Annotated in this window: 19 protein-coding genes and 1 pseudogene; 10 read left to right on the top strand and 10 right to left on the bottom strand. The window is 55.6% G+C overall.

The window, feature by feature from the left end:
* Nucleotides 1-6 precede the first annotated feature (6 nt).
* Both MKY58_RS19100 and MKY58_RS19095 read left to right on the top strand, forming a co-directional pair.
* Nucleotides 7-1,029, top strand: a complete 1,023-nt coding sequence (locus MKY58_RS19100) for a LacI family DNA-binding transcriptional regulator (RefSeq protein WP_339321635.1) — start codon at nucleotides 7-9, stop codon at nucleotides 1,027-1,029.
* A gap of 46 nt (nucleotides 1,030-1,075) precedes the next feature.
* Nucleotides 1,076-2,437, top strand: a complete 1,362-nt coding sequence (locus MKY58_RS19095; protein ID WP_339321634.1) for an MATE family efflux transporter — start codon at nucleotides 1,076-1,078, stop codon at nucleotides 2,435-2,437.
* 162 nt (nucleotides 2,438-2,599) lie between these two features.
* Here MKY58_RS19095 and MKY58_RS19090 read toward each other — a convergent pair whose 3' ends face one another.
* The gene (locus MKY58_RS19090; protein WP_339321633.1) at nucleotides 2,600-3,769 is read right to left on the bottom strand and encodes an oxalate decarboxylase family bicupin; all 1,170 of its coding nucleotides are present in this window, start codon (nucleotides 3,767-3,769) and stop codon (nucleotides 2,600-2,602) included.
* A 206-nt stretch (nucleotides 3,770-3,975) separates the two neighbouring features.
* Between MKY58_RS19090 and MKY58_RS19085 the strand changes: the two genes are divergently transcribed.
* Nucleotides 3,976-4,515, top strand: coding sequence for a GNAT family N-acetyltransferase (locus MKY58_RS19085; RefSeq protein WP_339321632.1), 540 nt, complete (start codon nucleotides 3,976-3,978; stop codon nucleotides 4,513-4,515).
* Nucleotides 4,516-4,601: 86 nt separating this feature from the next.
* Here MKY58_RS19085 and MKY58_RS19080 read toward each other — a convergent pair whose 3' ends face one another.
* The 3 genes from MKY58_RS19080 to MKY58_RS19070 are packed head-to-tail and all read right to left on the bottom strand — an operon-like array spanning nucleotide 4,602 to nucleotide 8,080.
* Nucleotides 4,602-6,101 (bottom strand): ABC transporter substrate-binding protein, encoded by a 1,500-nt coding sequence (locus tag MKY58_RS19080; protein ID WP_339321631.1) that lies wholly within the window; start codon nucleotides 6,099-6,101, stop codon nucleotides 4,602-4,604.
* Between the two features lie 59 nt (nucleotides 6,102-6,160).
* A complete protein-coding gene (locus MKY58_RS19075) occupies nucleotides 6,161-7,123 on the bottom strand; it encodes a carbohydrate ABC transporter permease (protein ID WP_339321630.1) in 963 nt (320 codons plus the stop codon).
* 15 nt (nucleotides 7,124-7,138) lie between these two features.
* Nucleotides 7,139-8,080, bottom strand: a complete 942-nt coding sequence (locus MKY58_RS19070; protein WP_339321629.1) for an ABC transporter permease subunit — start codon at nucleotides 8,078-8,080, stop codon at nucleotides 7,139-7,141.
* A 240-nt stretch (nucleotides 8,081-8,320) separates the two neighbouring features.
* Between MKY58_RS19070 and MKY58_RS19065 the strand changes: the two genes are divergently transcribed.
* Nucleotides 8,321-10,093 carry a sensor histidine kinase gene (locus MKY58_RS19065; protein ID WP_339321628.1) on the top strand — a complete coding sequence of 591 codons (1,773 nt, stop codon included), beginning with the start codon at nucleotides 8,321-8,323 and terminating at the stop codon, nucleotides 10,091-10,093.
* Nucleotides 10,086-11,687 carry a response regulator transcription factor gene (locus MKY58_RS19060; RefSeq protein WP_339321627.1) on the top strand — a complete coding sequence of 534 codons (1,602 nt, stop codon included), beginning with the start codon at nucleotides 10,086-10,088 and terminating at the stop codon, nucleotides 11,685-11,687. The genes MKY58_RS19065 and MKY58_RS19060 overlap by 8 nt, the downstream gene beginning before the upstream one ends.
* On the opposite strand, the gene MKY58_RS19055 is transcribed toward MKY58_RS19060, so the two are convergent.
* Nucleotides 11,684-11,896: a DUF2905 domain-containing protein gene (locus tag MKY58_RS19055; protein ID WP_036706539.1), complete on the bottom strand. Its 213-nt coding sequence runs from the start codon at nucleotides 11,894-11,896 to the stop codon at nucleotides 11,684-11,686. The two genes, MKY58_RS19060 and MKY58_RS19055, sit on opposite strands and share 4 nt — an antisense overlap.
* A 135-nt stretch (nucleotides 11,897-12,031) precedes the next feature.
* Here MKY58_RS19055 and MKY58_RS19050 point away from each other — a divergent pair, with 135 nt between their 5' ends.
* From MKY58_RS19050 to MKY58_RS19040, 3 genes are all read left to right on the top strand, one after another.
* Entirely contained in the window at nucleotides 12,032-12,931 is a 900-nt protein-coding gene (locus MKY58_RS19050; protein WP_339321626.1) for a LysR family transcriptional regulator, read from the top strand.
* Nucleotides 12,932-13,136: 205 nt separating this feature from the next.
* Nucleotides 13,137-14,273, top strand: coding sequence for a 5-methyltetrahydropteroyltriglutamate--homocysteine S-methyltransferase (locus MKY58_RS19045; protein WP_339321625.1), 1,137 nt, complete (start codon nucleotides 13,137-13,139; stop codon nucleotides 14,271-14,273).
* A 202-nt stretch (nucleotides 14,274-14,475) separates the two neighbouring features.
* Nucleotides 14,476-16,158 carry an FAD-dependent oxidoreductase gene (locus MKY58_RS19040; RefSeq protein WP_339321624.1) on the top strand — a complete coding sequence of 561 codons (1,683 nt, stop codon included), beginning with the start codon at nucleotides 14,476-14,478 and terminating at the stop codon, nucleotides 16,156-16,158.
* 53 nt (nucleotides 16,159-16,211) lie between these two features.
* On the opposite strand, the gene MKY58_RS19035 is transcribed toward MKY58_RS19040, so the two are convergent.
* Nucleotides 16,212-17,090 carry a LysR family transcriptional regulator gene (locus MKY58_RS19035; RefSeq protein ID WP_339321623.1) on the bottom strand — a complete coding sequence of 293 codons (879 nt, stop codon included), beginning with the start codon at nucleotides 17,088-17,090 and terminating at the stop codon, nucleotides 16,212-16,214.
* A gap of 110 nt (nucleotides 17,091-17,200) precedes the next feature.
* Here MKY58_RS19035 and MKY58_RS19030 point away from each other — a divergent pair.
* Nucleotides 17,201-18,471, top strand: a pseudogene (locus tag MKY58_RS19030) (MFS transporter).
* Nucleotides 18,472-18,537: 66 nt separating this feature from the next.
* On the opposite strand, the gene MKY58_RS19025 reads toward MKY58_RS19030, so the two are convergent.
* Together MKY58_RS19025 and MKY58_RS19020 are read right to left on the bottom strand one after the other, a co-directional pair.
* The gene (locus MKY58_RS19025) at nucleotides 18,538-18,876 is read right to left on the bottom strand and encodes a VOC family protein (protein WP_339321622.1); all 339 of its coding nucleotides are present in this window, start codon (nucleotides 18,874-18,876) and stop codon (nucleotides 18,538-18,540) included.
* A 162-nt stretch (nucleotides 18,877-19,038) separates the two neighbouring features.
* Nucleotides 19,039-19,929: a LysR family transcriptional regulator gene (locus MKY58_RS19020; RefSeq protein WP_339321621.1), complete on the bottom strand. Its 891-nt coding sequence runs from the start codon at nucleotides 19,927-19,929 to the stop codon at nucleotides 19,039-19,041.
* Nucleotides 19,930-20,094: 165 nt separating this feature from the next.
* On the opposite strand from MKY58_RS19020, the gene MKY58_RS19015 reads away from it, so the two are divergent.
* On the top strand, nucleotides 20,095-20,793 hold the full coding sequence (locus MKY58_RS19015) for an O-methyltransferase (RefSeq protein ID WP_339321620.1): 699 nt from the start codon (nucleotides 20,095-20,097) through the stop codon (nucleotides 20,791-20,793).
* Here the strand turns inward: MKY58_RS19015 and MKY58_RS19010 are convergent.
* On the bottom strand, nucleotides 20,735-21,295 hold the full coding sequence (locus tag MKY58_RS19010; RefSeq protein ID WP_339321619.1) for a redoxin domain-containing protein: 561 nt from the start codon (nucleotides 21,293-21,295) through the stop codon (nucleotides 20,735-20,737). The genes MKY58_RS19015 and MKY58_RS19010 overlap by 59 nt on opposite strands.
* Nucleotides 21,296-21,378: 83 nt before the next feature.
* Nucleotides 21,379-22,053 (bottom strand): Crp/Fnr family transcriptional regulator, encoded by a 675-nt coding sequence (locus tag MKY58_RS19005; RefSeq protein WP_339321618.1) that lies wholly within the window; start codon nucleotides 22,051-22,053, stop codon nucleotides 21,379-21,381.
* Nucleotides 22,054-22,176: the final 123 nt, after the last annotated feature.

Genomic DNA, 22,176 nt, shown 5'->3' with positions numbered 1-22,176 from the left:
GTTGATATGGCTGTAAAAATCAAGGACGTGGCGCGCGCGGCGGGCGTTTCCGTCACCAGCGTCTCGCGCGTGCTGAACAACGGCGAACACGTCAGCGAAAAGCTGGAAAAAAAAGTGCGCCGGGCAATCGAAGAGCTGAATTATTCGCCGAGCCTGATCGCCAAAAGCCTGAAGCGGAACAAAACCAATCTGATCGGCGTCATCATACCGGATATGACGTCCAATTTTCAGGCGATGATTTTGAGCCGGATCGAAGAGATAGCCGGCCAACGGGGTTACAACCTGCTCGTGTCCAACATCGTTGAGGACACCGGCAAGGTAGTGAAATATTTGAACATTTATCAGGAGATGCGCGTGGACGGCATGGTCCTCATGCATGAAAAACTGAACGAGGACATCGAAAACTTTCTAAACAAAACGCATATCCCGCTTGTGGTTCACGCCGATTTGGGCATGAATCTGCCGACCGTCATCATCGATGATTTTCAGGCGGGGTACGATGCAGCCTCCTATTTGATTGCCCAGGGACACCTGAAAATCGCGATGATCGCCGGCGATCCGAGGGATGTGTGCGCAGGCTTGAGGCGGATGGAGGGATATACGGCCGCGTGCAGGGATCACGGAATCGAGTTGAAGGAAACCTTGATCCGCCATGGCGATTACAAGCTGGACACCGGCTACCGGTTGATGGCCGAGCTGCTTGGGGAAGCCCGCGGCGCATTTACCGCCGTCTTGGCGGCAAGCGACGACATGGCGGCAGGGGCCGTGAACTGCATCCAGGACCATGGGCTTCATGTCCCCGGCGACATTTCCGTCATCGGCTTTGACGGCAGCCAAATCGCCGATATCGTGAGGCCGAGGTTGACGACGATCCGCCAGCCGGTGGAGCAAATCAGCGAGCGTACCGTCGAACTTCTGCTGGAAATGATCGAGGATGAAGGGGAGCGATGGAGAAAGGATCGGATGAAGACGGTCGTCCTCGGCCATGAACTGGTGGAGCGGGGCAGCTGCCGCCGCATCGAAGCGTGAGAAGCGCCAAACATTCGAGCAGGACAAGAAACAAAAGGCGGACGGTATGAAAAAACAACAAGAACAAACTTTTACGTTATGGGGACTCACCTGGCCTATCTTTTTGGAACAGTTTTTGCAAACAATCATTTTGAATATCGATACGCTGATGCTGAGCAACTATTCGGACGAAGCGGTGGCGGCGGTCGGCGTCGCCAATCAGATCATTATCGCGGCGAATTTGCTGTTCGGGTTCGTGACGCTTGGCCTTGGCATCCTGATTTCCCAGCTGCTGGGGGCGGGCAAGGAGCGGGAGGCGTCCAAACTTGCATCGTTATCGATTGGTCTGAACCTGGGACTCGGAATCGCCGTCAGCATCGCCCTGCCCGTTTTTGCGAAACCGCTCCTGCAGCTGCTGAAGCTGCCATCCGAGCTGATGGCCGACGGCGTCGCGTTCCTGACGCTGACGGGGATGTGCTCCTTCGCCTCCGCGTTGATCCTCACGGCGGATACGATATTGCGGATGCATGGTTACGTCAAACAAATGCTGCTTTTGACCTTCACGGTCATTTTCTTGAATATCGCCGGGAATTATTTGTTTTTGTACGGTCCGCTCGGCATACCGGTGCTTGGGGTTCGCGGCGTGGCTATCGCCACGGACGCCAGCCGGCTGATCGGGGTCGCCATCGCGGCCATTATGCTGGTCCGATTGATGCGGCATCCGCTTTCGTTCCGTGCAGCCCTCCGGATGCCCCGGAGCGTGATCAAAGATTTGCTTCGCATCGGGATCCCGTCGGCCGGGGAAAACATTTCGTATCAGGTTTCGCAAATTTTCATCACGTATTTCGTATCGATGCTCGGCGCATCCGCGCTTACGACGAAAATATACACGCAAAATATGACGACATTCGTGTTTCTGTTTTCGGTTTCCATCGGACAGGCGACATCGATCTTAATCGGACGGCTGATCGGCCGGAACAGGCAGGATGAGGCATATCGCGTCTGTTACCGCCATCTGCGGACCGGACTGCTGATTGCGTTCGGAGCCGGCTGCCTGCTCGTCATCTTTTCCAAGCCGCTCCTGGGCTTGTTTACGGCCGATCCGGAGGTGATCCGCCTCGGCCGAACCTTGCTGCTGCTGTCGCTGGTTCTCGAGACGGCACGCGCCTGCAACGTCATCGTGATCAGTGCGCTCAACGCCGCAGGCGACGTCAAATTCCCGGTGTACGCCGGGCTTGTCTCCATGTGGGGCATCAGCATCCCGCTTGCTTACCTGTTTGGGATCGTCTGCGGCCTTGGCATTCCGGGCATCTGGCTGGCGTTTATCGCCGACGAATGGCTGCGCGGCGCGGCGATGGTGCTGCGCTGGCGTTCGCAGAAATGGCGGCGCATCCGGCATGCCGTGGTGAGCGGAGAGGTTTCGCTGTAGCGGCCGGAAACCTGCTGCGGAATCCGCGCGACAAACGCAAAAACATCGCCGCTTCGATAGTGGCGATGTTTTTTTGCGCCAATGCCATGGGATGCCGATCGTCTTAAATGTTGCATCAGCAGAAGCAGAGGGTGGCCGCGGCGGAACATGCCGGTCAGACGGTTATTTAACGACGGGCCATTTTTCCTTGCGCAGCGCATCAAGCAGTTCGGAGCCGACATGCAGGTTTTCGCCGACAAGCTCCTTCGGCGTCAACGCCATCCATTGGTTCAGGGAGACGTCCTCGAACCGGTCGCTTCGGAACATTTCAAGGAACCAGAGGCTTTCGGTGCCGGTATTTTGGATGTAGTGGCCGTAAGCGAACGGGACGTATCCTACGTCGCCCGCCCTGTAGTTGAAGGTTCTGGCCGCCCCGCTGCCGGCAAATACCGTCATCCTCCCCTGGCCCGTCAAATAATACTGCCACTCATCCTGGTTCGGGTGCCAGTGAAGCTCGCGCATACAGCCGGGTTTGATTTCGACCAGCGCTGCCGCTATCGTTTTGGATATCGGGAAGTTCGAGGAGTCGACGATCCGCACGCTTCCTCCCGGGGTCACGATCGGCGTTTGGGCGAGCAGCCGGTGCTTGAAGCTGAGGGGCACCGTTCCGTAAGGGGAGTCGACGCGCTGGCTTTCCAGCGAACCCGGGACGGGGGCTTGGAACATATAGACCTGTTCGTCCGGCACGGATTCGAAAGCGAGTTCGGGAACGCCGAAATTGGCGGAGAGCACGTCTTTCGGCGTATGCGCAAACCAATCCGAAATCGAGAGGGTGTTCAGATCGGAGAAATTTCCGTCGTCGAACACGAGCAGGAATTCACAGCCGTTTTCAAGGCCTTGGATGGAATGCGGCAGGCCGGCCGGGAAATACCATAAATCGCCCGGGCCGATGTCCGCGATAAAATTCCGGCCGTTCTGGTCAACGGCGGTCACCCGGGCGCTGCCCAGGATCATGTAAGCCCATTCGGCCTGTTGATGCCAGTGCAACTCGCGGACCCCGCCCGGCGTCAGGTACATGTTGACTCCCGCAAGCGTTTTGGCCACCGGCAGCTCCCGCACCGTAATCTCGCGGGACCAACCGCCGTGGTCCAGCTTCATATTCGTATCGGAGAAGGAAAATTTAAGATTCGGCAGAAGTCCCGCGTCGGTGGCCGGAGGCACGAACATATCCGGGTTTTCCAGGTCCCTTAATACGTCGCGCGGTCCCCGGTCCGGACCGCCCGCTCCGTCTGCTCGGATTGGCTGGGGAATGCGAAAATTGCCGCCGGACGGGTGTTCCGGATGGTCTCTCATCGTTTTACGCCTCCCGTTCATCAGATTTTTCCCAGATCCAACATGCCCTGATCCGTATCCCAAGATGTGAGATGTGTATGAACGATGGCCCGGCCATTATGTTGGGCTCCTCATGCTTTCTTTTAAAACCTTTGCAAAATGATCCTATCAATGGCATCATATTCGTAATATGTTCGCCAATATTTTACATAAAGGATGTGCGGGAGATGTTTCCGGAACTCGAGACGGAGAGATTGGTTTTAAGGGAAATCACGAAAGAGGATGCGGACGACGTTTTCGCTTGCTTTTCGAACCCGGAGGCGATGCGTTATTATGGCCAGGATCCGTTTGAGCGCCGCGAGCAGGCGGAGCAGCTCATCGGCTTTTTCGCCGACAGCCTTCGCGATCAACGCGGAATAAGATGGGGGATCGAACGCAAAGGTTCGCCGGGCCTGATCGGCACGATCGGGTTGAATGCATGGTCGCCCAAACATCGGCGCGCGGAAATCGGGTATGAAATCCATCCGGATCACTGGCGCAAGGGATACGCCTCGGAAGCGGCGGCATGCGTGGTGGGCTATGGGTTCGAAGCATTGCGTCTAGCCCGCATCGGCGCCGTCGTTTTTACGGAAAATGCCGCTTCCAGCGGGATGCTGGAGAAACTCGGCTTTCGCCGGGAAGGAGTTCTGCGGAATTACATCGTACAATCCGGGATTTCGCATGATACCTACGCGTACTCCGTCGTGTCCGAAGGGGAGCGACGATAGCCGGGTTTCCTTTAAGGGAAATTCCGTCCCTAACAAAACACCTTCCATCATTAAAAATGACGGAAGGTGTTTTGGGTGTTTTCGCCTTACTTGTTGTTTTGCGCTCTCCATTCGTCCAGCTGCTTCTGGCATTCGGCGATGATTTTGTCGATGCCTTGCGCTTTCAGCTTTTCGATCGCCTTCGGAAGCACTTTGTTTGGATCGACGGAGCCGGTGTTCAAGGACGGGCCGTATTCGTCCACGGCGTTTTTGACGTTGGCTATTTCGGTCAGCACGTTCGTCGGGTCGAACTGGAAGCCGAGCAGCGGCGCGTTGGTCGCGGACGAATTGAATTTTTCGTATTGCTCCCACTTATCCTTCGGATCTTCCTTCAGCTTGTAGAGCAGGAACATGTTGCCGAGCGTAAACGAAGGCATCGAATATCCGGAATCCGGAATCGGCTCGTACGTGTCTTCGGACAGCTTTTTGTAATGCACGCCCTCCAGGCCGTAGTTGACCAGGTTGCGCAGGTACGCGTCGGTGTTCAGCAGGTTCAGGAATTCCATCGCTTTTTCCGGATGTTTGGATTTGGCGGAAATGGCCTGCATCGAACCGGTGACGGACCAGTTGAAAACCATCGGCTCGTGAATCGGCGACGAAACGATCGGGTAACCAAGGGAATCGGACCACAAAATGTCGGCGAAAGGCACGGTATGCTGTTTATCGACCAGCCATTTGCCGGTTTTTTCATGCTCGTTGCCCTGTTTGGTGGCGGCGTCCGGCGGCAGGTAGCCTGCTTTATAATATTTGTGCATCGTATCGAATACCTGCTTTGCCTCCGGCGTATCCCATACGTTGACGACCTTAAAATCCTTCGTGTCGATCGGCACGCCGACCGGCAGGCCTTCGAGCGCGAAGTCGTACGGCAGGTACGGGCCGATGTTGGACGGAATCGGGTAGACGTCCGGTTCGTTGTCTTTTACCGTTTTCAGCATCGGCTCCAGGCTTTCGAGCGTCGTCGCTTTCGTCACGTCGAGCTTATATTTGTCGACGAGAACCTTGTTGAAGCGCCATACGGCTTGCGCCGGAAGCTCTTTGTTCGTCGGGATGGCGTAATTGTGCCCATTGACTTTGGAGCCTTCCAGGAAGGCAGGATTCAGCGCTTTCGTGATGCCCTGGCCGTATTTTGCCAGCAGGTCGTCAAGCTCGTAAAAGTAGCCTTTTCTTGCGCTTTCCACGTAGTTGAACGCCCAGGACGAGGTAAAGGCGATGTCGAACGGCTCGCCGGAAGCGGCGATGACCTGCATTTTCTGGGAGTAGTCGCCCCAGTCGATCAGGCGCAAATCGATTTCGGCGTTGATTTTTTCGCCGACGTATTTGTTGACCTCCGCCATGACTTTGTCCTGGTCCTTTTGCGGACCGCTGATGGTGTACCAGATCAGTTTGACCGGTTTTTCTTTTTCGGTGCTTTTCGTTTCGCCGCCGGTTTCGGTTTTGGTGCTGGCCGTGCCGGAGCCGCCGTTATCCTTGCCGCCGCAGCCGGCGAGGGCCATGGAGGTCAGCAGGAACAGGCTGAGCAGGAGCGTAAGTCCTCTTCTTTTTTTCATTTCTTTTTCATCCCCTTGTAATTTGGTAGTGGTGCAGCTGTAAAAAACCTATGTGATGACTATTCCTTCACAGAGCCAATCGTCAGCCCCTGCACGAAATAGCGCTGGAAGAACGGATACGCGAATATGATCGGCAGCGTCGCAAGCACGACCATCGCCATGCGGGTGGTTTCCGCCGGCATGCTCTGGGCGATGGCCGAACGGTCCGTGCCGCTGCCGATCGCGGAGTTTTGCAAAATGAACTGGATGTTGGTTTCGATTTTCATGAGCAGCGACTGCAGCGGCAGCAGCTTGGCGTTGTCGATGTAAAGCAGGGCGTTGAACCAGTCGTTCCAATATCCGAGGGCCGCGAACAAGCCGATCGTGGCCAGCCCCGGCAGGGAGATCGGAAGGATCAGATACAAGAATACGCGAAATTCTCCCGCCCCGTCGATCTTTCCGGATTCGATGATGGCGTCGGGAACCATCGTTTTGAAAAAGGTCCTCATGATCAAAATCGAAAACGCGCTTACGCTCATCGGCAAAATCAGGGCCCAAATCGTGTCCTTCAGGTGAAGCACCTGGGAAACGACGATGTAGGAAGGGACGAGGCCGCCTCCGAACAGCATCGTAAAAAACGCGATGAACGAAAAGAGGCCGCGGAATTTGAAATAAGGCCGTGAAATGGCATAAGCGTAAAGCGAGACGATCGCGACGGTCAGCAGCGTGCCGACGACCGTGATCAAAATCGTGACGCCGTAGGAGCGGAGCAGCTGGTCGCCCGTCTGAAAAATATACTGGTACGCCTGGAAGGACCATTTTTCGGGAAAAATGCTGTACCCGTTCAGCGCCAGCGTTTTTTCGTCCGTCAGCGAGATGACCACGACGAACAGGAACGGATATACGCAGGCGAGGGAAAAAAGCCCGATGACCAGATGCGCCGCCGCGTTCCAAAACGGCGACAACCGGTGAAAATCCCGCGTTTTTTTTGCGCGTTTGGCCGGCCGGTTTGCAGGCTGCCGGGAGATAACGCTGTTTTCCATGCGGCATGCCTCCTTTTAGAACAAAGCCTGTTCCTTGTTGATTTTTCGAACGATAAAATTGGTTGCGATGACAAGCACGAATCCGACGACGGATTGGTACAAGCCTGCGGCGGTGCTCATGCCGATATCCCCGGTTACCTTCAGCCCGCGGTATACGAAGGTGTCGATGACGTTCGTGACCGGGTACAAGGCGCCGGTGTCGCGCGGAACCTGGTAAAACAGCCCGAAGTCCGCCCGGAAAATGCCGCCGATGGCGAGGATGAACATGATGACGATAATCGGGGTGATCATCGGGATCATGATTTTCCGGATTTGCTGCCATTTGCTTGCCCCGTCGATCATCGCCGCTTCGAAATAGGATTTGTCGATGCCGACGATGGCGGCCAAATACACGACGCTTCCATAGCCGACGCCTTTCCACAGATTGACGATGACGAGGATGTACGGCCAGTATTTCGTTTCGGAGTACCAGAATACCGGATCCGCTCCGAAAAACTTCAGCACTTGGTTGAGCACGCCCTTATCGACGCTCAAGAAACTGAACACGAAATAACTGACGATGACCCACGAAAGAAAATGGGGAAGGAACATGCCCGTCTGGTAGATCTTCGCCATTTTTTTGCTGGCGATTTCGTTGACCAGGATGGCGACAAGCACCGAAAGCACCGTGCCCAGCACGATAAAAACGGCGTTGTACAGCAGGGTGTTCCGCACGATAATGAAAGCGTCTTCCGTTTTGAACAGATATTCAAAATTTTTAAACCCGACCCAGTCGCTGCGCAATATGCTCGCCAAAAATCCGTCGGTGTCGTACCTGTAATCCTTGAAGGCGATGACCGCGCCAGGCATGGGCAGGTAGCAAAAGAGAATGAACCATACCGTCCCCGGAAGCACCATAAGCAGCAAAGCTTTGTTGCGATTGAGCGTCCTGAGCCAGCGTATCGGCCCGTGTTCCATGAAAGCCCCTCCCGTCTGTGGTGTGTATGTTGATAATCCTAATCTACCGCAGGTGTAAGCGCTGTCTAAAGTGAAAAAAACAAACAAAAGATGCACAAACCAAAGAATAGTTCGGCGGGCACGGGCCGGCTCCGGGGAAATTATGGTAAGGTAATAGATGAAGCGGAAAAAGGAAACAACGCCTTGTTGAAAGCGCATACAAGTTAGAGCGAAGCCTGTCGCAAAGGATGATTTTACGGCATGAAAAAGCTGGTTGATTTTTATAAAATACATTTCAGGAAAAAGCTGTTCAACAAAATCGTGTTCATTTATTCGATCATTACCGTGTTGTCGCTGGCCAGCTTGTCGGCCTTCGTTTACACGTATCAACTGAACGTGCAGGCGAGCAAGGAGCTGGAATTGAACAACCGCATCCTGTCGAACATCGGCAAATATTTGGACATGCGGTACGCCACCTCGCAGCAAATCGTGCAGCAGATCTACCGCGACGAATCCGGAACGCTGCTCGAGGACGTGTATTCTTTCCTGCGCAGCGATTTTGCCGAATATTTGGACGACCGTCTCGAAAAATACGGCGATACCGGCGTCCGGAGGCGGGACATCATGTCCTACTTGCGCCTGCAGCTGAACAATTATCCCGACATCCGCATGATCGCGCTGTACAGCGAGAGCAAAAAATTCATTCTGCTGCTTACCCGGGACAGCCAAAATTACTATGAGGCGAACGGGGACCTGCAGTCTGCCCTTAAGCGGTACGTCGTCTCCGACAAAAGCTTCACGACCGTCAGCAACATCAACAGCATGACCCGGCAGGAGAGCATCGGGAACCTGATCATCGATTACGATCTGAGCGGCATGTACGGGGATTACATGGTGGATTGGGGCGGCCTGAAGGGATACGTCGCGGTCGTCACGCCCGCAGGAGACGTTCTTTTCGATTCTTCCAGCCGTTATTACGGCAAAACGTATCCTTATCTGGCCAAGCTGTCGTCTTCATCCGCCGTTCAGCATTTCGAAGAGCCCTCCTATACGAACGTCCAGGTTTCGAACCGGTTCGGCTATTACGTGGTCGGGGTCATCCCGAAGGCCGAAATCGCCAAAAGCCTGGTCGGGCTTCGGAACACGCTGTTTCTGGTGACGGGCATATGCATCGCGGCTGCGATGATTCTGACCCGGTTTACGATCGTCAACTTTTCGCGGCGGACCCGGGCAATCATGAAGGCGCTTGAAAAAGCGAGGAACGGGGATTTGTCGGTGCGCATTCCGGTGGAAAAGGAAGACGAACTGTATGAAATATCCGACCGGTTTAATCATATGTGCGCGGATCTGGCGGAGTACATCGACCGGGTGTACGTGTCGGAGATCAAGCAGAAGCAGGCCGAGCTGGTGGCTTTTCAGGCGCAGATCAAACCGCATTTTCTGTACAACACGCTGGAAGCCATCCGCATGCGCGCCCTTTCGAAAAAAGCGGATGACGTCGGCGAGATGATCTATATTTTGTCCACGCTCTTCCGGTATTCGGTCAAACGGGATACGGTCGTTGCGCTGGCCGACGAAATCGAATACTGCAGCTTGTATTTGGACCTGTTCCGCATCCGGTACGCAAACAATTTTACGTACGAAATCGACGTGGAGCCCGAGCTGATGAACATTCCCGTGCTGAAGCTGTCGATTCAGCCGCTCATTGAAAATTATATCGTCCATGGTTTGGTCATGTCCCGTTCGGACAACCGGATTTCGATCCAGGCGGAGCTTCGGGGGAGGGATCTGGTCATCGTCCTGAAGGACAACGGAAAGGGCATCGAACCGCAGAAGCGGGAAGAAATCAGGCGGCGCCTGCAAGGGGAATCCGCGGAGCGTTCGGCCTCCATCGGGCTGGTCAACACGCATGAACGGATCAAAATCTGCTTCGGTGACCGCTACGGGCTGGAACTCTCGGACGAGAGCCGGCAGGGAACGGTCATCATCATGAAATTACCATCTGGGGAGCAAGGAGGACGATTGTATGCGTAGCGTGTTTATTGTGGATGATGAGCCGTTTATACTGGAAGGCTTGAATAACGTCGTCGAATGGGAGGAGCTGGGGACGACGCTGTGCGGCAAGGCATATGACGGCAAGGAGGCTTTCGAGCAGCTGCGGGAAACCGGGTGCGACATTCTGATCACCGACATCATGATGCGCGAAATGGACGGTTTGGAGCTGATCCGGCGGCTTAAGCCGCTGCATCCGCACATGAAATTCATCGTGCTGAGCGGCTACAACGAATTCAATTACGTGAAGGAAGGCATGAAGCTCGGCATCGAAAACTACCTGCTGAAGCCGGTCAACATGAAGGAGCTGGCGGAAACGATCCAGAGCACGGTCCAAAAAATGGACAACGCCGAGCGTCCGGCATATTGGAATGCGGAAGAGCTCGATATTTTGCGGGACAACGTCATGAACCGCTGGGCGAAGGGACGGATCGACCCGGCCGAGCTGAAAAACCGGCTGGAATTTCTGGATATTCCGTCCGATCGGTCCTGCTATGCGGCCGCCGTCGTCCGGGAGATCGCCGAGATGGAGGAGCCTGCCGGCGCGACCCCTTGGTACAAGGCCGAGGCCGACAACCGCGAGGTATATTCCCTTTGCAGGGAGATGACGGAAGGCGGCGGGTCCGGCATTTGTTTTTGCGATGCGGAGGGCGACATCGTCATCGTCTACGCGGGGTCCGACCCGGAATCCTTGCAGGCCGGCAGCCTGGAGCGGCTGGAACAGATCCGGCGCGCGCTGAAAGGACGGCAAATCAACGTCATGATGACGCTCGGGAGCATGGAATCGGGGTATTTGGGGATGCCGCAAAGCTACAGCCAGGCCAAACGGCTGCAGGAATATTTCCTGACGCACGAGGAAGGCGAAATCATAACGGCAAGCCGGATGTCCCCGCCGGACGAACCGCCCGCCTGGGCTGCGCTGGATACGCTGGAGTACGAAAAACGGCTGCTTGCCAGAAACAAAACGGCCGTCGACGAATACATCGATCAGGCGTTTAACGTAAAAACGGCCGTGCCGGTGGCCCGCATCCACAACATGGCCGTCGAGCTGGTCCTGTGCACGAAGCAGGTCGTGAAGGAAAACAAGCTGAATTTCGAACTTGCCACGAGCGGTTACAAGCAGCTGTTCACGGCTTTGTTCAAAGCCCAGACGATCGCCCGGCTGGCCCAGCACGTCAAATTCATCGCCCATGCCGCCATCGATTATTTGTCGGTCGATGAGGATGAATTCAGCCCGGTCGTCAAGCAGGTGCTGCACCAGATCCGGACGAAATACGCCGAGGAAATGTCGCTCAAGACGCTTGGGCATGAATTTAACGTCCATCCGTTTTATTTGGGCCAGCTGTTCCAGAAGGAGACGGGCGTCAGCTTCAGCGATTACCTGAACTCGCACCGGATCAAGCAGGCCAAGGCGCTGCTGACGGATACCCCGATGAAGACGAGCGAAATTTCGAGGCGCGTCGGTTATTTGGAGCCGGGATATTTTTACCGGCAGTTCAAAAAATACGCGGGCGTATCGCCGACCGAATACCGCAACAGGGTCAAAATGTCGGCATGCCGCGACGAGCAGGCTTAACGCCGGAACAGCATCATGATAAGCGACCCGATGACGCTGATGAGGATGCAGGTTACGATCGGAAAATAGAATTTGACGTTTCCCTTTTCATAGACGATGTCGCCCGGCAGGCGGCCGAGCGGAATCCAGCGCCCCACCAGCCACCAGATCAAACCGGCGGCGATCAGGACGATGCCAAGGATGATCAGGATTTTGGATGCACTAGGCATGACGGTTTCACCTCGCAAACTTCGATATCGGATACGGATATTTATGCTATAATTCTCACAAAACGGCCGCCTTCTATCGCGGGGAGCAACGGCCCGACTTTTTCTTATTGTATATCAAGGAAGGGACTATAATCCATGACACTGCAGCAGTTGAAATACGTCATCGAGGTCGCGAACCGGGGGTCCATGAACGAAGCCGCCAAACGGCTGTTCATCTCCCAGCCCAGCCTGTCCAATGCGATCAAGGAGCTGGAAACGGAGCTTCGGATCACCATTTTCGAACGGACCAACAAAGGAATTACGTTATCCAAGGAGGGGGCCGAGTTTCTCGGCTACGCCCGTCAGGTCATCGAGCAGGCCGAGCTTTTGGAAAGCCGGTATTTGAACGCCAAACCCGCGCCGCAGCATTTTTCCGTCTCCACGCAGCATTATGCCTTTGCGGTGAACGCGTTCGTCAATCTGGTCCGCGAATACGGGCAGGAGGAATACGAGCTCGCGCTCCGGGAAACCAAAACCCATGAAATCATCCAGGACGTCAAAACCCAGCGCAGCGAAATCGGCATTTTGTACCTGAACGAGTTCAACAGCAAGGTCATCAACCGCCTTTTGAAAGACGCGAACTTGAAATTTACGAGCTTGTTCACGGCCAAACCGCATATTTTCATCAGCATCCACAACCCGCTCGCCAAGCAGTCGATCGTCACGATCGACCAATTGGAGGCCTATCCTTATTTGTCGTTTGAGCAGGGGGAATACAACTCGTTCCATTTTTCGGAGGAAATATTGAGCACCCTGTCGCATCCGAAAAGCATCCGCGTCAACGATCGGGCGACCCTTTTCAATTTGCTGATCGGGCTGAACGGCTACACGATTTCGACCGGCGTGCTGAGCGCGGATTTGAACGGCAACGAAATCATCCCGGTTCCGCTGGACTGCCAGGAATCGATCAACGTGGGCTGGATTTGCCACCAGAACGCAGCCTTGTCCAAGCTGGCATTGGCATATATCGACGCTCTCCATGAAGCCATCAAATAAGGGGGGACTGTAACCTTCCGCTCGTGCGGGCGGTTGGTTCGACCTGATCCGGTCGGGTTTCGCGGAACTGCTCGGCGGGTATTTTTCTTGCTATAGCCTAAGACTATAACCAGATATAGTTTATTGGAGTTACTTTATAACATGGGCATTGTGCTATCTTTTTTTAAAAGCCATTCATTCGAATCGGATAAAGGGGATAGGACAAATGAGCATCATCGAACATCAAGCCAAGCAACGAAGCAAAACTCCGTTCAGACATGATATCGTAGGCAGTTTTCTTCGTCCGGAAGCGCTGAAAGCCGCGAGAAGAAAATTCCAAAACGGCGAGATTACGACCGAGCAGCTGAAAAAGGTCGAAGACGAGGAAATCGTCAAGCTGGTCGCCAAACAGAAGGAGGTCGGCCTGAAAGCCGTGACCGACGGGGAATTCAGACGTTCCTGGTGGCATCTGGACTTCATGTGGGGGCTGGACGGCGTCGAGAAAGCGGAAGTCGAAAAAGGCTACCGGTTCCAAGGTGAGGAAACAAGAGCGGAAACTGCGCGTTTGACCGGGAAAATCGGTTTTTCAGACCATCCGTTCGTGGAACATTTCAAGTTCCTGAAAAGCGTTGCTGGCGACGATGTCGTTGCGCGCCAGGCGATTCCGGCACCGGCCCAGTTCCTTGCCGAACTGCAGCGTCCCGAAAACATCCGGGGCACCGAAGCGGTGTACGCCAGCCGGGACGAGCTCATTGCGGATATCGCGCAGGCCTATCGGGCGGCCATTTTGGCATTTTACGAAGCGGGCTGCCGCAGCCTGCAATTGGACGATTGCACGTGGGGAATGCTGTGCGACCAAAATTACTGGAAAACGCGACATGCGGCGGGGGAAGACGTGTCGCAAATCGCCGAAACGTACGCCCGCCTGAACGAAGCAGCCATCCGCGATCTGCCGGAGGACCTGGTCGTCACGACCCATGTCTGCCGCGGAAACTACCACTCCACGTGGGCTTCCTCGGGGGGATACGAACCGGTAGCGGAAAAGCTGTTCGGCATCGGCAACATCGACGCCTTTTACCTTGAATTCGATACGGAACGCGCTGGGGATTTTTCGCCGCTGCGTTTCCTGCAGGGTCAGCAGGTCGTGCTGGGACTCCATTCTTCCAAAACCGGCGAGCTTGAAGACAAAGAACAGATCGTCAGCCGGATCAAGGAAGCGACGCAATACGTCGATCTGGAGCATATTTGCCTCAGCCCGCAGTGCGGATTCGCTTCGACGGAGGAAGGCAACATCCTGACCGAAGAGCAGCAGTGGAAAAAACTCGCGTTCATCAAAGAAATCGCCGACGAGATTTGGAAATAATAGAGCGAAAAATCCTTATGTTTTGCCTTCAGCCATCCGGCTGAGGGCATTTTTTTTGCTTCCATTGCCGGTCTGCTTCTGATATATTTACATTGTGACCATTAATTCACTAAATGTACATAAAGTAAAATAAAATCGCACGAACCCAACTACAACAAGCGACCTGCATCAATTTTGAAGCAACCAAAAAAGGGGGATCCGTATGGAGAAATGGGATGCGAGTTACGATGTGGTGGTTGTAGGTTCCGGGGCAGGCGGGTTGACCGCTGCCTTGACGGCACAATTGAAAGGGCTTACATCGCTGGTGATCGAAAAAACGGATAAGTACGGCGGGTCGAGCTCTTTGTCGGGCGGAGCGATTTGGGTTCCGAACAACGTTTATCTCGAACGGGCAGGGCTGAAGGATACGATGGAAAAAGCGGAGGCCTACATGGAAGCGACGGTTGGCGACAGGGTGCCGGCGGAGAGAAAGCGCGCGTATTTGACCCGCGGGCCCGAAATGGTGAAATTTTTGCATGAGCATACGAACCATGTCCGGTTCGAATACATCCCCGGCTATTCGGATTATTACCCCGAAGCGCCCGGCGGTTTTCCGCAAGGGAGATCGGTGGAGCCCGTCGTGTTCGACCTGAAAAAACTGGGGGAAGAGCGGAAACGCATCCGGCGCGCGAACCTGCCGACCTACGGCATGGTCATGAACGCGTACGAATTCCATAAAGTCAACATGATCACCCGAACGTGGACCGGCAAAAAAACGTCGCTGAAAATCGGCATGCGGCTGATGCGTTCGATATGTACCGGCTACCGCCCGGCGGCCTTGGGGGAAGCCTTGATCGGCCGTTTACGGCTGTCGCTGATGGAAGCGAAAGGCGATCTATGGCTGTCGACCGCTTTTTCGGATTACGTGACGGAAGGAGGCCGCGTCACCGGCATTCAAGCGGTCCGCGACGGCAAGCCGGTCCGGATCGAGGCCAAACATGGCGTCATCCTGGCTGCGGGCGGCTTTTCGCACAGCCAAGAGCTACGGGAAAAGTATTTGCCGCACCCGACGTCCGCGCAATGGACTTCGGCCGCCGAAGGCCAAACCGGCGATATTCTCGCCGCATCGCTTGGCCTGGGAGCCCGAATCGACTTGATGGATCGCGTCTGGGGAGCGCCGTCGGCGGTTCCGCCCGGGGAAAAGCCGTTTTTCCTCGTGGCCGACCGCGGCATTCCCAATATGATGATCGTGAACGGAGCCGGCGAGCGGTACGTCAATGAGGCGGTGCCCTATCATGAATTCGTCGATACGATGTACGCCCAAAACAAGCCTGAAACGCCTACCACCCCGTCGTGGATGATTTTGGACCAGCGTGCGAAAAACCGCTACATTTTTCTCGGCTTGTTCCCGGGTCAGCCGTTCCCGAAACGCTGGCTGGAAAACGGGTTCGTGAAAAAAGGCAGCACCCCGGCCGAGCTTGCAGGGCAAATCGGCATCGATCCCGCCAGGCTCACGTCAACGTTCGAACGCTTCAACCGCATGGCGCAAAAAGGCGAGGACGAAGACTTTCACCGCGGCCAAAGCGCCTACGACCGTTATTACGGCGACCCGACGCTCCCGAATCCGAGCCTGGCGCCGATCGCGAAAGCACCGTTTTATGCCGTTCCCGTCGTGCCGGGCGATATCGGAACCAAAGGCGGGCTGGTGACCGATGCATGCGCCCGTGTGCTGCAAGAGGACGGGACGCCGATCGGCGGATTGTTTGCAACAGGCAACTGCTCCGCCGCCGTCATGGGCGAAACGTATCCCGGTCCCGGCGCAACGCTCGGGCCTGCCATGACGTTCGGGTATGTGGCCGCGACCTATTTGGCGGAAACGAAACAAATCAACCGGATGAAGCTGTAGTTCCGGTGAGCCTTGATCTTCAATGGAGATCGGGGCTTCCGGCCGTTCCTCCGCTATGATTTGAGGCGTTCCTCGGCAAAATGGATGAAAGCCTGCGCGGCATGGCCCAAATATTTATCCGCCCGGTAAATGATGCTCATTTCCCTGTGCGGCGGATCATCATGGATGGGCAGGAACCGCAGCTTGGGGTCGCCGATGGCTTCAACCAAAGCGGGCGTCTGCACGGTGACCCCCATGTTCTCCCGGACAAACCGGAACAGCGAAGGGTTGGACGTCGTCTCCACGACGATGTTCAGGTTAAACCCGTGCTTCCGGCAGTATTGCTCGACGAGCTCCCTTCCCCAGAACCCTTTCGGATACATAATGACCGGCAGGCCGTTCAGCTCGGTCAAGGAGACCGAATCCCTGCCGGCGAGCGGATGCTCTGCAGATACCACTACGCCGTACTCCTCCCGGGGCAGGCAGCGTAACACGAGCCGGTTGTCGTAAAGCGGCTTGAGCGAGATGCCGATGTCGATTTCCGCACGGAGGACGAGATCCGCCACATCGACGGCCGAGACGATTTTGAGCCGGACATTCGGATACCGGTTGCGGAAATCGATGAACATCGGGGTCAGGCGGAAATCAAGCTCGGAAGGCAGCACCCCGACGCCGAGCGTACCGCCTTGGTGATGGCGAAGCTCGCCGATCTCCAGCTTGGCGTTCTGCAAATTTTGAAACATTCCCCGTGCGTGCTTGAGCAGGACCCCGCCCGCATCGGTCAGCGCGATCCGTTTGCCGATCCGGTCGAACAGGGGCATGCCGATCTCTTCCTCCAGCGCTTTGATCTGCAGGCTTAGATTCGGCTGGGAGATGCCCGCCTTATCCGCGGCCTTCGTAAAATGCAGCTCCTCGCAAACGGCCATAAAATACTCCAACTGTCTCAGTTCCATATATCCACTGCACTCCGATCCTCAACAGAAATGTTTTCCGCCTGAAGGCGGCGGTTTCTTCGTATCATTTGTATAACAAATTATTATTATAACTTCAATATAATTGATAAATGATTCCTCTCCAAGTAAGATGTGTTCAAATCGATCTGCAAGGAGAGGAAATGATGAAAAAACCTTCACTGTTCATGATGGCTGCGGCCTTTATTTTAGCTTCTTTGAATTTGCGGCCCGCGATGAACTCCGTCGCGCCCATGCTCCAAGCCATCCAGCGGGATTTGGGCATGAGCGCCTTGTCGGCAAGCCTGCTCACGTCCATTCCTGTGCTGTGCATGGGAATTTTTCCGGCCTTTGCGGTCAAGCTGGGCCGGCGTGCCGGGCTGGAGCGCGTCATCGCCTGGTCGATTGCGGTCATCGGCATCGGTACGGTGCTGAGATGGTTTACCGGGTCGCCATCGTATCTGCTCATGACCGCGATTTTGGCCGGGCTCGGGATCGCCGCGGCGGGACCGCTTCTGTCGGGCTTCATTAAGCAGCACTTTCCGACCAAGGTGCCTTTCATGATATCGCTTTACACCGTATCCATGGCGGTCGGAGCCACGCTTTCATCGGGGATGTCCTGGCGGACCGGACCGGTTCGTGGCGCGAATCCTTGGCGGTTTGGGCCGTCCTGGCTGCCATCGCCCTGCCGGTATGGTGGTGGTCGGTTCTTCGCCATGCCCGGCCGTCCGCTGGAGAGGCGCAGACGAATCGTACGGCCGGATTGCCTTGGCGCAGCGGCAAAGCATGGGTTCTTACGATGTCCTTCGGCCTGCTGGCCGTCTTGTTCTTCTCGGTCACGGCTTGGCTGCCGCCGGTCGTGGAGCATATGGGTTACGGCAAAGCTTATGCGGCAAACATGCTCGTCCTGTTTTCTGTGACTCAGATTCCCGTCGGCCTTCTGTTCCCTCATCTGCTGCGGCGTTTTCCTTCCCGCCGTTTCTGGCTGGCGCTGGGCGCGCTGGCACTGGCCGCCGGCTTCCTGATGCTCTGGATTTCCGCGGTGCCGTGGCTTGCGGCCATTCTGATCGGCATCGGCCCCGGCGTGCTGTTCCCGGTTAATCTGATGATGCCGATCGAGGCGGTAAGCGATACGGAGCAGGCGACGGCCTGGTCGGCGATGACCCAGTCGGCCGGATACGTGATCGGAGCGCTGGGACCGGTGCTGCTCGGCGTGATCCACGATGCTGCGGGCAGCTATGCGCTGCTGATCCCGGTGCTGCTGACCGTCACGCTGACGATGGCGGCGGTTCATCAGCTGGCGGCCAAGGCGGCCAAGCCGGAAACGCCGGATGTTTTAAACGAGCCCAGAGAAAAGGAAAAAGCCCTTCCTTTGGCAGAGTAAGGAAGGGCCTTGAATGGAACATGTTCACGCCTGCCTGCCGACCGTTCGGAACTGCCCCTTAGCCGTTTAGCAGAGCACTTCGACCGTAAAACCGCCCGGCGCCTCGACATAGAACGTGTACCCATGCGCATGCTGCGGAGGTTTGACGTCGTAGCCGTCCTCCAGAAGCCTTTGGTTGATGCGGTCGACCTGCTCCTCGGTTGGCTGAGGGAAGCCGACGTGGAACGTTTTGGGGTACTGCACCTCGCGGCCCTTCATCAGCGTCAGAATAAAGCCGTCATCGTCAAAGAGGACGGCGAAGTTGTCGCCGCGGGTAGCCCGGCAAACCAGGCCGAAATAGGTTTCCAGAAACGCCCGAGACGCCGCCACATCGGTCACCGTCAAATTCAAATGGTTGATTTTCATATTTCTCCTTCTTTCCAAGTGGAGTATGAATCGTCATTCCTCTTTATTATATAACCTTCATGCAAATGATAAGGTTACGGCATCATGGAGGGCAAAGGCCTCAACTTGAAACGGATAAGTGGCAGTATACTCATCGTTAATAACGGGAGGCGTTCAGGGCGGTTATTGCGGATGTTGACGAATCAGCTCCACGAGATTGCGGGCCGCGGCGCTTAGCGGCTCGTTTTTGCGCGTGCAGATCGCGATGACGTTCTTTAGGTCGATGCCGTCGACGTATACGCGGCATAACTCGCCCCGGGCAACATGCTCGCGGACGACAAGCGACGATACGAAGTTGGCTCCGTACCCGGCGATGACGGCCGTAATGGCTTCATGCAGCCCGTTGAACTGCAGGGCGATTTTCGGTGCGGGAGCGCTGTACGTCCGGCATAAAGCCAGCAGCCTTTCCCGTGTGGAGCTTCCTTCTTCGCGCATCACGAAAGGCTCCTTCACCATCTCGTGAAGCGAGACCCGGCGGCCGGCGTATTTATGGCTCGGCGCTACCACGAACCACAGCTCGTCTTCGAACAATTTTTCGGTGTTCACCGAATCCGGATATGCTTCCGGCAGCCCGCCGTAAATCGCCAAATCCACTTCGACGTTCAGCAGCTGCTTCAGCGCTCCGCTGGAATTGGTTGTCGTAATGGACATTTCGACCTGCTCGTACCGCTGTTTGAACTTGGCGAGCCATGAAGGAAGGAGGAACTGCGCGGGAAGATACGTCGCTGCGAGCCGGATTTGCCCGTCCATCCCTTGGCCGTAATCTTTGGCGAACTGCTCGATTTGCTGCTCGACGGCAAACAGGCGTTTGGCCAAAACGGCGACCTTCTCCCCGGCATCGGTAAGCGCAATGCCCCTGCCCTGCGGGACCATAAGCGTTAAGGACAGCTCTTTTTCGAATTTTTTGATTTGGGCCGTAATGGCCGGCTGGCTGATGTTCAGCAGCTCGGAGGCGCGGGTGACGCTGCCGGTTTTGGCAATTTCGTGGAACAGGCGCAAAGCGTGCAGGTTCATCGTTTCTCACCTCGGATTGATTCATATATGTAATGTATGAAAACGTTAAAAAGATATATTATTTTTATCATTATATTCCGGCTACAATAAAATCAAAAGCTGATTCTCTCCAATTTCAGGTCGGCTTTTCAAAAAGTGGATACGAATCCGAGGAGGAGATGGAACATGAAACAAACGTGGGAACAAGTAGATGAGTATATTACGGATTTGCTTTGCCCGAACGATTCGATTCTGGACGACGTGCTTGTCGCGAACCGGCAGGCGGATTTGCCGGAAATCGACGTGACGGGAAACCAGGGGAAGCTGCTGCAGCTGCTGGTGCAAATGCAAGGGGCGAAGCGGGTGCTGGAAATCGGAACGCTTGGCGCGTACAGCACCATTTGGATGGCAAGAGGGCTGGCGGAGGGCGGCAAAATCATCTCGCTTGAGCTGGAGCCGCATCATGCCGAGGTGGCGAATGCCAACATCCAACGCGCCGGGCTGGAGCATGCAATCGAGGTTCGGCAGGGGAATGCGCTGGAACTGCTGGAGGACTTGGAGCGGGAAGGGGCGGAGCCTTTCGATTTCATTTTCATCGACGCCGACAAACCGAACAATCCCCATTATTTGGAGTGGGCGCTTCGCTTCTCCCGTCCGGGCACCGTCATCGTCGGGGACAACGTCATCCGGGACGGGGAAGTTGCGAACCGCCACAGCACCGATCCCCGGGTACGAGGCGTCAGAACCTTTTTCGATATGATCGCCGGGGACCCGCGCATATCGGCGACCGCGATTCAGACGGTGGGCAGCAAAGGGTATGACGGTTTTATGATCGGGATCGTGCAGCAAACCGTTCAATCGCCTCAAAAGGCAAATGATCGGTAATGAGACTGCCGTAGTGGGCGACCTGAACGATTCCTTGTTCATCGATCAGAAATTCGGCCGGAATCCGGTTGAAATTGGAGCCTTCCTCCGGAATCAGTTTGAATCCGGCTGCCTCCACCCGGGCCGTAATCTCGTGAATGTCCGGCTGCGCTAACGTTGCCTTCATCTTCGCTTCCGAAGACTCGACGCCGTACCGCGCGTAGATCTCTGCTTCAGGATCGGCAATAAGCGGGAAGGGGGCGTTTTGTTGCCCGACGTATTTGCGGAGGTTTGCCTCCGGAGATTCGAAAAAGGCGACGACCTCCATCCCTTGCCGCTTCCATGTTTCATATCGCCGGATGAATTGCTGTACCCGTAAATTGCATAAGGCGCAAGCGGAGTTTCGGAAAAAGGCAAGCAGAATTTTGCGGCCCGAATAGGTGCCTGGCGCGACAGGGGTGCCGTTCTGATCCGCCGCTTCAAACCATGGGGCGGCGTCTCCTTGTTGAAGCCGATTGTTCATCGTGAATCCCTCCTGATTATCGGTAAAAGGCGTTTCTCGCCCGTACCGCTACCTTATCAGGAAGGTGCCGCCCCTTCTGTGACTTAGTCACACAACATGTTTTCAAGCCTGTTCCTCTGCACGATTTTGATCCATCCCCGCCCGGTTTCCACCCATCCGCTGCGCGCAAACTTAAGAAGGGTCCGCGAAACGACCTCGCGCGCTGAATTCATTTCCTCGGCCAGCTCTTGATGCGTCGCGGCTACGAGCGGCTCCTGTTCCGTGGTCACGCGCAACAATGCTTTGGCGAGCCGCTTTTCTACGGGCATCCGCTCCTTTTCCCCCATCATGTCGATCATCCGGAGCGTGCTTTCGAGCAAACCTCCGAAAACGGTGCTGCGGAACGCTTCATGAAACTGTACCCAGCGCAAGAAACTGCTCCGGAGCACAAACAGCACGTCCACGTCCGTTTCGGCCGTCAAATAGGCGGGATAGTCCCTTCCGCTCAGCCCGCTGAGCACAAGCAGCGAACAAATTTCCCCCGCGGAAAGCCTGTTGAGCACCGTCTCGTTTCCGTTTTCGTGAACCGCCGTAATCCGGGCCGTTCCGCGGAGCAAAAACATGCCGTACAACGACGCATCCTCCCGCTGGAAGATGTTCGATTTGGCCGGGAACCGTTTGACATGCGGCCGGGCTTGCTTCCATTCTTCCTGAGAAAGACCGCTCAGGGAGGGGAAAACGTCGGGCAGGTTCGTTTCTTTTATCGTCTCTATGCTCATCTGTTACACCCTTTCGATGGTGGTATGATCCGGAAGACGCCGGTAATCTTTGGCCTCTATCATATCATGACTTGCAAGATGAATTGGGTGGTTATTTAGGTTCGAGACAAATGTGAGGGTTGG

The sequence above is a fragment of the Paenibacillus sp. FSL W8-0194 genome (assembly GCF_037969745.1).
In the GTDB taxonomy this organism is placed as follows: Bacteria; Bacillota; Bacilli; order Paenibacillales; family Paenibacillaceae; genus Paenibacillus_AQ; species Paenibacillus_AQ cookii.
This window is presented reverse-complemented; position numbering and strand designations above follow the sequence as displayed.

Bases quoted from the DNA above. Each gene is read 5' to 3' on its own strand.
- MKY58_RS19100 (WP_339321635.1), top strand. From the start codon at position 7: ATGGCTGTAAAAATCAAGGACGTGGCGCGCGCGGCGGGCGTTTCCGTC.
- MKY58_RS19095 (WP_339321634.1), top strand. From the start codon at position 1,076: ATGAAAAAACAACAAGAACAAACTTTTACGTTATGGGGACTCACCTGG.
- MKY58_RS19090 (WP_339321633.1), bottom strand. From the start codon at position 3,769: ATGAGAGACCATCCGGAACACCCGTCCGGCGGCAATTTTCGCATTCCC.
- MKY58_RS19085 (WP_339321632.1), top strand. From the start codon at position 3,976: ATGTTTCCGGAACTCGAGACGGAGAGATTGGTTTTAAGGGAAATCACG.
- MKY58_RS19080 (WP_339321631.1), bottom strand. From the start codon at position 6,101: ATGAAAAAAAGAAGAGGACTTACGCTCCTGCTCAGCCTGTTCCTGCTG.
- MKY58_RS19075 (WP_339321630.1), bottom strand. From the start codon at position 7,123: ATGGAAAACAGCGTTATCTCCCGGCAGCCTGCAAACCGGCCGGCCAAA.
- MKY58_RS19070 (WP_339321629.1), bottom strand. From the start codon at position 8,080: ATGGAACACGGGCCGATACGCTGGCTCAGGACGCTCAATCGCAACAAA.
- MKY58_RS19065 (WP_339321628.1), top strand. From the start codon at position 8,321: ATGAAAAAGCTGGTTGATTTTTATAAAATACATTTCAGGAAAAAGCTG.
- MKY58_RS19060 (WP_339321627.1), top strand. From the start codon at position 10,086: ATGCGTAGCGTGTTTATTGTGGATGATGAGCCGTTTATACTGGAAGGC.
- MKY58_RS19055 (WP_036706539.1), bottom strand. From the start codon at position 11,896: ATGCCTAGTGCATCCAAAATCCTGATCATCCTTGGCATCGTCCTGATC.
- MKY58_RS19050 (WP_339321626.1), top strand. From the start codon at position 12,032: ATGACACTGCAGCAGTTGAAATACGTCATCGAGGTCGCGAACCGGGGG.
- MKY58_RS19045 (WP_339321625.1), top strand. From the start codon at position 13,137: ATGAGCATCATCGAACATCAAGCCAAGCAACGAAGCAAAACTCCGTTC.
- MKY58_RS19040 (WP_339321624.1), top strand. From the start codon at position 14,476: ATGGAGAAATGGGATGCGAGTTACGATGTGGTGGTTGTAGGTTCCGGG.
- MKY58_RS19035 (WP_339321623.1), bottom strand. From the start codon at position 17,090: ATGGAACTGAGACAGTTGGAGTATTTTATGGCCGTTTGCGAGGAGCTG.
- MKY58_RS19025 (WP_339321622.1), bottom strand. From the start codon at position 18,876: ATGAAAATCAACCATTTGAATTTGACGGTGACCGATGTGGCGGCGTCT.
- MKY58_RS19020 (WP_339321621.1), bottom strand. From the start codon at position 19,929: ATGAACCTGCACGCTTTGCGCCTGTTCCACGAAATTGCCAAAACCGGC.
- MKY58_RS19015 (WP_339321620.1), top strand. From the start codon at position 20,095: ATGAAACAAACGTGGGAACAAGTAGATGAGTATATTACGGATTTGCTT.
- MKY58_RS19010 (WP_339321619.1), bottom strand. From the start codon at position 21,295: ATGAACAATCGGCTTCAACAAGGAGACGCCGCCCCATGGTTTGAAGCG.
- MKY58_RS19005 (WP_339321618.1), bottom strand. From the start codon at position 22,053: ATGAGCATAGAGACGATAAAAGAAACGAACCTGCCCGACGTTTTCCCC.